7 protein-coding genes are annotated in these 9,290 nt (G+C 54.0%); all 7 read right to left on the bottom strand.

What is annotated here, in order from left to right; translation table 11 throughout:
- Nucleotides 1–584 (bottom strand): glycoside hydrolase family 9 protein (locus tag QVO51_RS09970; protein ID WP_288168145.1); only part of this gene is annotated, 584 nt, incomplete at its 3' end.
- Nucleotides 585–612: 28 nt separating this feature from the next.
- Nucleotides 613–1,824, bottom strand: a complete 1,212-nt coding sequence (locus QVO51_RS09965; protein WP_022358273.1) for an AGE family epimerase/isomerase — start codon at nt 1,822–1,824, stop codon at nt 613–615.
- A complete protein-coding gene (gene secA, locus QVO51_RS09960) occupies nt 1,803–4,544 on the bottom strand; it encodes a preprotein translocase subunit SecA (RefSeq protein WP_022358272.1) in 2,742 nt (913 codons plus the stop codon). Before secA ends, QVO51_RS09965 begins: the two co-directional genes overlap by 22 nt.
- Nucleotides 4,545–4,672: 128 nt before the next feature.
- Nucleotides 4,673–5,332, bottom strand: coding sequence for an endonuclease III (gene nth, locus QVO51_RS09955; protein WP_022358271.1), 660 nt, complete (start codon nt 5,330–5,332; stop codon nt 4,673–4,675).
- Between the two features lie 313 nt (nt 5,333–5,645).
- Nucleotides 5,646–5,798 carry a hypothetical protein gene (locus tag QVO51_RS10950; RefSeq protein ID WP_367997695.1) on the bottom strand — a complete coding sequence of 51 codons (153 nt, stop codon included), beginning with the start codon at nt 5,796–5,798 and terminating at the stop codon, nt 5,646–5,648.
- Between the two features lie 128 nt (nt 5,799–5,926).
- Nucleotides 5,927–6,517, bottom strand: coding sequence for a ribosome biogenesis GTP-binding protein YihA/YsxC (gene yihA, locus QVO51_RS09950; protein ID WP_015557949.1), 591 nt, complete (start codon nt 6,515–6,517; stop codon nt 5,927–5,929).
- A 10-nt stretch (nt 6,518–6,527) separates the two neighbouring features.
- The gene (gene lon / locus QVO51_RS09945) at nt 6,528–8,954 is read right to left on the bottom strand and encodes an endopeptidase La (RefSeq protein WP_022358270.1); all 2,427 of its coding nucleotides are present in this window, start codon (nt 8,952–8,954) and stop codon (nt 6,528–6,530) included.
- Between the last annotated feature and the right edge of the window lie 336 nt (nt 8,955–9,290).

The following is a 9,290-nucleotide window of genomic DNA, read 5'->3' as shown; positions in this document are numbered from 1 at the left end:
CTCTTCATGTAAAAATCGTTGAACCAGTGCAGGATGTCCTCCACATGCTCCTGCGTGCCGGTTTTCACATATGCGTCCCGGAATTCATAATAGCCCCAGCCTACGGTGGATGCGGCATAACTGCCGGGGAGACAGAATTTTACATGATCTCCTGCATCGTGCATGCCGCCGGAGCAGTCGATGAGTCCGTCCCCATCCGGATCCAGCAGATCCTTATGCTCGTCGATGAATTCCTGGGACAGGTTCGTGCCCTTGAAATCCTCTCCCATGGGCTTGAGAGGAATGGTAGCATCCTCTACATGGCAATCTCCCCGCCATTCCAGATTGCCTCCGGTGATGCCGGGGCCACACTTGTTCGCATCGTAAAAATACAGGGAATACTGCAAAGCCTTCGCAAAATTGATCTCTACGTCATCATAACTGAAACTGTCCGGATCCGGGAACACCCGTTCCTCCTCTGTGACCTCCGGCGGCTTCTCCCCTGCATCCGCAAAAACGGGCATTACAGTGGTGGCCGCCATAGCTGCCGCAGTGCAAAGACTGCATGCCGCAACGAGAACCTGCTTGCTGAGTTTGACCTTCATGCTGTTCTTTCCCTCCTGTTTTGTTGCATCAACCCTGCGTCATAGCCCGGATCCTCTGCATCGTTTCCAGGCACATCCGGCTGTTGTGATAGGGACACTTCCAAGGCCCAGCCATGTCAAACACCTGCATGGGCACGTTGTCAAACGCCACCTCCGCATGCCACTCGCCGCCCTCTCTGCGGTCGATCTGGTATGTACGGATGTACCGCCACAGCTGCTGGGCTGTCCGGAAAAATGCAGGATCACCACTGAGCTGGTACGCATTGAGAAATCCCACAACGCCCTCAGCTTCCACCCACCAGACACGCTTTTTGTTGATGTTTCCTGCCGCATATTCATCATTCAGCGCACCCTGCTCCAGGGCGCAGGACTGAATTTTTCCGGCGATCCGGACGGCAATCTCCGCAAACGCCGCTGTATATGTTTCATCCTCCAGCACGTCACAGGCACGGGTCAGAAGCCAGCTTGCCTCAATGTCGTGACCGTAGGAATAAACATCCCCGATTTCATTCCACTGTCCGTCAAAGAACACCCGCAGTGCGCACCGCTCCGGATCATAGATCCGGTTCCGGGTCAGATCCAGCAGCCACCGCAGCCGCTGTGCCACCTGCTCCCGCCGGGTCACCCGGTAAAGCTCCGTATAAGCTTCCACCAGATGCAGCACCGTGTTCATGGTCTTCACCGCAGACAATCCGTTTTCGGAAAGCGCCTCATTGTCCGCCGGCTGCCAGTCCCGGGTAAATGCCTCCCCGTAGCCGTAGGCATCCGGTGTTTTCTCCTCAATGGTGTCGAACAGCTTTTCTGCAAGCTCCAGGGCGGTCACATCCCCGCTCGCCCGGTAATAGGCGCACAGCCCATATATGCAGAACGCTTGATTGTATGTATGCTTGATGGTGTCGCAGGGCTCCCCCTGTGCCGTGACTGACCAGAACATGCCCCCATATGCTTTGTCATAGCAGTATGTCCGGAGAAACCGGTAGGCATGTGCTGCATGCTCCAGCAGAGCCGGATCCTGCAATGCAAGATAGGCGCTGGAGTATGCCCAGAGGATCCGGGCATGGAGGATCACACCCTTGGGGGCGTCCGGATACAGCTTCAGCGCCGCATCCATCCTGCCGTAAAATCCCCCTCTTGGGTCAGAAAGCTGATTCCAGAAGGGCAGGATATGCTCTGTCAGCTCCCGCCGGCAGTCCGCAGCCAGCGCCCTACCCTGTTCGATCACTTCTTCATTCCGCAGCATAATTTATACTTCTTTCCACTGCCGCAGGGGCAGGGCTCATTGGGACCGATCTTCTTCTTTGCCGGTGCATTGGAAAAGCTGCCGTCACCGGCACCTGCATTGGGTGCATCGGGCTTTGCTACCTGCTCACGCTCCGGCACCTGGTTCTGCTGCAGCTGAACGGTCAGCAGCAGGCGAACCGTATCCTCCCGGATGGAGTCGATCATAGCGTCGAACATATCCATACCTTCAAACCGATACTCTACAACCGGGTTCTTGTTGCCCATTGCCCGGAGACCGATGCCCCGCTTCAGCTCGTCCATGTCGTCAATGTGCGCCATCCACTTGGTATCCACTACCTTCAGCAGGATCACACGCTCCAGCTCACGAAGCGTCTCTGCGCCGTAGTGAGCTTCCCGGTCTGCATATGCCTTCAAGGTACGCTCCGTCAGGAACTTCTTGATTTCATCCTTGGTGATGGACTCATACTCCTCACCCTCGTATTCCAGATCCCCGTCCACGGTGATCCAGCCCATGAAGTGATCACGAAGCCCGACCAGGTTCCAGTCTTCCTTGTTGTCATCGTCGATCAGATACTGATCCACCGTAGAGGCGATCAGCTCCTCCATCATCTTGAGAATATACTCGTGGATATCGTCCCCGTTCAGCACGGTTGCACGCTGCTCATAGATGATCTCACGCTGCTTGTTCATAACATCGTCGTAGTTGAGGACATTCTTCCGGATCGCAAAGTTTCTGCCCTCCACCTTCTTCTGGGAGGACTCGATGATCTTGGTGAGCATGCGGCTCTCGATGGGCATGTTCTCCTCTACGTTCAGGGTACGCATCATGTTCTCCAGACGCTCCCCGGCAAAGATCCGCATCAGGTCATCCTCTACGGACAGGAAGAAGCAGCTTTCGCCCTCGTCACCCTGACGACCGGAACGTCCACGGAGCTGGTTATCGATCCGCCGGGATTCATGCCGCTCTGTACCCAGAATGTACAATCCCCCTGCTTTCTTGACCTCCACTGCCTTTTCCTTGACCTCGGCACTGAACTTGTCGTACAATTCCTTGTAAACAGCTCTTGCCGCCAGGATCTGCTCGTCCTCCGTATCCGCATAACCCACAGCCTCGTTGATGATATCATCCTCGTAGCCCTGCTTGCGCATTTCTGCCTTTGCCAAAAATTCAGCGTTACCGCCCAGCATAATATCCGTACCACGGCCCGCCATGTTGGTTGCAATGGTCACTGCGCCCAGCTTGCCTGCCTGTGCCACGATCTCTGCCTCACGAGCATGCTGCTTTGCATTCAGCACATTGTGCTTGATGCCCTTCCGGGTCAGCATCCGGGACAACAGCTCAGACTTTTCAATGGAAATGGTACCAACCAGCACCGGCTGCCCCTTGGCATGGCACTCGCAGACCTGGTCGATGATGGCTTCAAACTTGCCCTTTTCGGTTCTGTAGATCCGATCCTCGTGGTCGATACGCTGTACCGGCTTATTGGTGGGGATGGCAATGACGTCCAGCTTGTAGATTTCCTTGAACTCGTCTTCCTCGGTCATTGCCGTACCGGTCATACCGGACAGCTTGTTGTACAGACGGAAGTAGTTCTGGAATGTAATGGTAGCCAAAGTCTTGCTCTCGTTGGCAATCTTCACGCCTTCCTTTGCTTCGATGGCCTGGTGCAGACCGTCATTGAAGCGTCTGCCCAGCATCAGACGGCCGGTGAATTCATCCACGATGATGACTTCTCCGTCCTTGACCACATAGTCGATGTCTGCGTGCATGATGCCGTTTGCCTTCAGTGCCTGGTTGATGTGATGCAGCAGAGTCATATTGTCCGGATCCATCAGATTTTCCACGTTGAAGTACTTCTCTGCCTTCCGGACGCCCCGGCGTGTGATGGTAGCAGTCTTTGCCTTCTCGTCGATGATGTAATCCGCCTCTTCGTTGGCTTCATCCTGATCCAGCTTATCGTCCATTTCCACCACGGTGGTGGCAGTCAGAGTCTTGGCGAATTTGTCCACAACTGTATACAGCTCTGTGGACTTATCCCCTCTGCCGGAAATAATCAGCGGGGTTCTTGCCTCATCGATCAGGATGGAGTCCACCTCATCCACGATGGCAAAATTGTGTCCGCGCTGTACCTTGTCCTTTTTATAAATGACCATGTTGTCACGCAGGTAATCAAAGCCCAGCTCATTGTTGGTGCCGTATGTAACGTCGCAGTTGTATGCTTCCCGGCGCTGGTCATTGTTCAGCCCGTGCAGGATGCAGCCAACGGTCAGCCCCATAAAACGATGCACCTTGCCCATTTCCTCGGACTGTGTCTTTGCCAGATAGTCATTGACTGTAACGACATGAACGCCCTCACCGGACAACGCATTCAGATAAGATGCAACGCATGCCACCAGGGTCTTACCTTCACCGGTCTTCATCTCGGCGATTCTGCCCTGATGCAGTACGGTGGCACCGATCAGCTGTACAGGGAACGGACGCTTGCCAAGCACACGGTCAGCCGCCTCCCGGACTGCTGCAAATGCCTCCGGAAGAATATCATCCAGGGTCTCGCCGTTGCTCAACCGCTCCCGGAACTTTACAGTCTGTTCCTTCAGCGTTGCATCGGACATGGACTTATATTCATCCTCCAGATCCAGCACCTTGTTCTTGATCGGTTCGATCCGAGCCAGCTCCTTCTTGCTGTAGGAGCCGAAAATGCGTTCAAAAATACCCATTCAATTTTCCGCCTTTACTGTTATATACTTTGGACAGCACACAGGGTATCTGCCGTGCAGACCCCATGCGGTGCTGCCTTAGTTTTCTTTTTTCCGATTCACAAACACATAACATAAGTTTACAATGCTTACGCCTGTTTGTCAAGCCTTTTTGGGAATTTATCATGAAAATCCGGACACAGATCCTGCAAAGGGCAGCCCTCACATCTGGGATGCCGGGCACGGCAGATTTCTCTGCCGAACAGCACGATCCGGTGGCAGAAATCCGAAGCACGCTCCGGCTCCAATACCTTCCACAAATCCGCCTCCACCTTTGCCGGTTCCTTATGTCGGGTCAGACCAAGCCGTCCGCAAATGCGGATGCAGTGAGTATCCGTCACCACCGCAGGCTTGCCGTACACATCCCCCATCAGCAGATTCGCCGTCTTCCTGCCGATACCCGGCAGGGTCAGCAGATCCTCCATGGTATGGGGCAGCTCGCCGCCGTACACCTCCAGAATCCGCCGGCACATGCCGATGATGCTCTGGGCCTTGGTGTGGTAAAAGCCGCAGGGCCGGATATCCTGCTCCAGCTCCGTCAATTCTGCATTGGCAAACGACTCCAGGGTCGGATACTTTTCAAAGAGGGTTCTTGTGACAATGTTCACCCTGGCATCCGTACACTGGGCAGACAGCCGTGCAGCAATCATCAGCTCGTAGGGCTTCTGATAATGCAGTGCGCAGACAGCATCCGGGTAGACCTGCTCCAGCCGGTCGCAGACTGCCCGGGCACGCTGTGTTCCGGTCATTTCCTTTCCTCCTTCGATCCAGACAGTACCGCAGAATCATGTAATATATTATTAGTATATCACATTTCCGTCTGTCCCGCAAGCCTATTGTGACAATCCCACACAAAGCATTGCAGCGCTATCATGCATATTAGGCAACGCCGTCCAAGTCCTGCACAGTGTTGCATGAATATACCGAAGTCGCTGTCACAGTTGAAGATGGATCCGTTAACGCAGGATACGTTGCATGCATAACAAATCAGCTTTGTTAGTGATTCTGATTGAAGCCTACGTTCCGCTGCCTCGAACATCTTCATGATCCTCATGAAGATGTTCATATATCTTTTGATAACGGTGAATTTTGATTTGAAACAGCTGCTTCTCTGGCTTGAACGTCTTTATCTTGCAGTAATGTTTCAAGAGTGTCCGTCGATGTGTGTACATTTGCTGCTACACTTTCCCGAACTTCGACAGGAGAATGGGATATCCAAATGAAAATTGCAAGAAATCCATCATAAATCGCCCCGTTATCATATCACTTTCCCTCCAAACAAGCCGCCATCCCAGGTGCTTCACACAGCAAAGCGACCTGCTTTATAAAAAGCAGGTCGCTTCTTAGTCGCCTTCTTCTGCAAGCTCGGTGATGATCTGCCGCACCTGCTCCACACCCTCAAAGGTCTGGGAGGAAAACGGAATCACGGTCAGCTCCGAAAAATACGGGATCTCCTGTGCAAATGCCTCCATCCGAGCCTGACGCGCCATCTTTTTCAGCTTGTCCGCCTTGGTGAGGATCACCACAAAGGGCAGCTCCGCCTCCACCAGGTAGTCGATCATGTGCAGATCGTCCGCTGAGGGAGCATGCCGCATATCGATCAGCAGGAAGATCAGCCGGATATCCCGCTCCGAATTCAGATATCCCTCGATCAATCCCGCCCAGCGTTCCTTCTCGGACTTTGCCACCTTTGCATAGCCATAACCGGGCAAATCCACAAAATATACATGCTCCAGCTGATAAAAGTTGATGGTAGCGGTTTTCCCCGGCACAGCACTGACCCGTGCCAGATTTTTTCGATTGAAGATCTTGTTAATGAGTGTGGACTTCCCCACATTGGATCTGCCCGCAAAGGCGATCTCCATCCGGCTGCACGCCGGAATCTGGGAGAAGGATCCGTATGCCGCAGCAAATTCCGCCTTGTTAAACTGCATGCTTGCCTCCTCAGGAATGCACCGGCATCTGACCCGGCTGCTTTCCCTGCTCTGTCTGATTATACACCGTAGATGCCGCCAGATCCGCCGGAACGGATTCCAGAGCTACGGACAGCACGTCCGCCATGGTTTCCGCATACACAAAGGTGATGGCATCCCGCACCACCGGATCCACCTCTGTGATATCCGGCTGATTAGCCTTGGGCACGATCACCGTGCGAATGCCTGCCTTGTATGCCGCCATGGTCTTTTCCCGGAGTCCCCCGATGGGCAGCACCTTGCCGTGCAGGGTGATCTCCCCGGTCATTGCCACATCGCTCCGCACCGGAATCCCGGACAGAGCAGAAATCACCGCTGTCAACATGGTAACCCCCGCAGAGGGGCCATCCTTGGGCACTGCCCCCTCCGGTGCATGAATGTGCAGATCCTTTGTCTTGTAGAAATTCGGGTCAATGCCGAACTGTCCAGCCACCAGCCGGGCATAGCTGACAGCCAGCTTGCCGCTTTCCTTCATCACATCTCCCAGAGAACCGGTCAGCTCTACACTGCCCTTGCCATCCAGCACCAGCACCTCGATCGGCATCAGCACGCCTCCCACGGAAGTCCATGCAAGGCCGTTGACCACGCCCACCTCGTTCCGGTCGCTGTGTACATCCGGCAGGAACTTGTGTACCCCCAGATATTCCTCCAGGTTGTCTGCGGAGAAGATGATCCGCTTTGCAGATCCCTCCACGATCACCTTGGCAGTTTTCCGGCAAAGGGTTGCCACCTGGCGCTCCAGATTCCGGACGCCGGCTTCCCGGGTGTAGAAATCGATCAGATCATAGAACGCAGAATCCTCCATCTTCATCTGGCTCTGCCGCAGACCATGCTTTTTCAGCTGCTTGGGGTAGAGATGCTCCTTGGCAATGTGGAACTTCTCCTCCCGGGTGTAGCTGCTCAGCTCAATGACCTCCATACGATCCAGCAGGGGTGCCGGAATGGTATCAGTGGTATTGGCAGTGGTCACGAACAGCACATGACTCAGATCAAAGGGCAGCTCAATAAAGTGATCCCGGAAGGTCTTGTTCTGCTCACTGTCCAGCACCTCCAGCATGGCGGAGGAGGGATCTCCCTTGAAGTCATTGCTCATTTTGTCAATTTCGTCCAGGAGTATCAGGGGATTATTGGTGCCCGCCTGTTTCATGGCATTGATGATCCGGCCGGGCATTGCCCCCACATAAGTCTTACGATGGCCCCGGATATCGGACTCATCCTTAATACCCCCCAGGGATACCCGCACATATTCCCTGCCCAACGCCTTAGCGATGGAACGGCCGATGGAGGTTTTGCCCACACCGGGAGGTCCCACCAGGCACAGAATCTGCCCGGTCACCTCCGGCACAAGGGCGTGTACGGAAATACTTTCCAGAATGCGCTCCTTCACCTTTTTCATGCCGTAGTGATCCTTATCCAGCACTTTAGCCGCCTTTTCGATGTTCAGCTTGGTCTTGGTACTGTGATTCCAGGGCAATTCCAGGCAAGTATCCAGATAATTCCGAATCACAAAGGATTCCTGGGTGTAAGGGGGCATCTTGGTGAGACGCTCCGCCTCCCGCATCAGCTTATTGCGGCATTCCTCGGACAGCTCCAGGGCTTCGATTCGCTCCATGTAGTCATAGGCGTCATCCTGCCCGGTTTCGTCCTCCCCCAGCTGGGAGGAGATCACCTTCATCTGCTCCCGCAGGTAGTAATCCCGCTGGCTTTTGTCCACATTTTCCTTGACTTCCTCCTGGATCTGGCGCTCCAGATTCAGAATATCCACTTCCCTGTTCAGGAATCCGTACAGCATGCCCAGCCGGACAAGAATATTGTTCTCCTCCAGCAGTTGCTGTCTGGCAGCAAAGTCCAGATTCATATTATGCGCCACATTGTCAAAGATCTCGTAGGGGTCATCCTGGCACAGCACAGATGCCACCAATTCCTTAGGCATCCGGGGCACCAGCTGGCAGTACTGCTCAAATGCTTCCTTCACGGATCGTGCCAAGGCAGTCAGCTCGGTTTCGTCCACCCTGGCTCTGCCGTAATCCGGCACCTTCCGCACTTGTGCCTGCAAATACTTCCCTTCTGTATCCAGAGTCAGCAGCTTTGCCTTGTCCACACCCTCGATCAGTACCCGCAGCACATTGTCCGGGGTTTTCAGGGTTTGGCGCACCTCGGCGATCACGCCTACTTTATATACATCCTTGGGGCCGGGTTCTTCCGTAAACACATCCCGCTGCGCCACCAGGAACACACGGCGATCCCCATGCAATGCAGCGTCAATTGCCTTGACGGAAGGATCCCTTGCAATATCAAAATGCATGACCATACCGGGGAATGCCACCAGCCCACGCATTGCGATGGTGGGCAGCCATTCTGTTTTCGGTCTGATCGTCAGCTTTTCATCCTGTTTCATATCTCTATCCAATCTACCGCTGCACCGGTCCAGTCGCCGTTTCCGCACCTGTGCAGGGTGTGCGGAAAGTTCCGATTCCTTTGGAATCTACACCTATTATACAGGATTTCGGGGAATAATGCAAGTGAATTGCAGAGGAAAACCGTGTGAAAATTGTGCGAAAATTCCCCCATATTCCGACAAAAACCCAATATGGCAAACCAGAATCAACAGGCTCCGCAGTCAAACTGTGCAGTGGTTTTTGGGTGCCGGGCGACAGCAGTAAAAAAGAATGGCAGGGAGCATCCCTACCATTCCTTTGACATTGTACACATCAAAATGATACAACACGTTTCA

The sequence above is a fragment of the Ruminococcus sp. CAG:379 genome (assembly GCF_000434255.1).
GTDB lineage: Bacteria > Bacillota > Clostridia > Oscillospirales > Ruminococcaceae > Ruminococcus_F > Ruminococcus_F champanellensis.
This window is presented reverse-complemented; position numbering and strand designations above follow the sequence as displayed.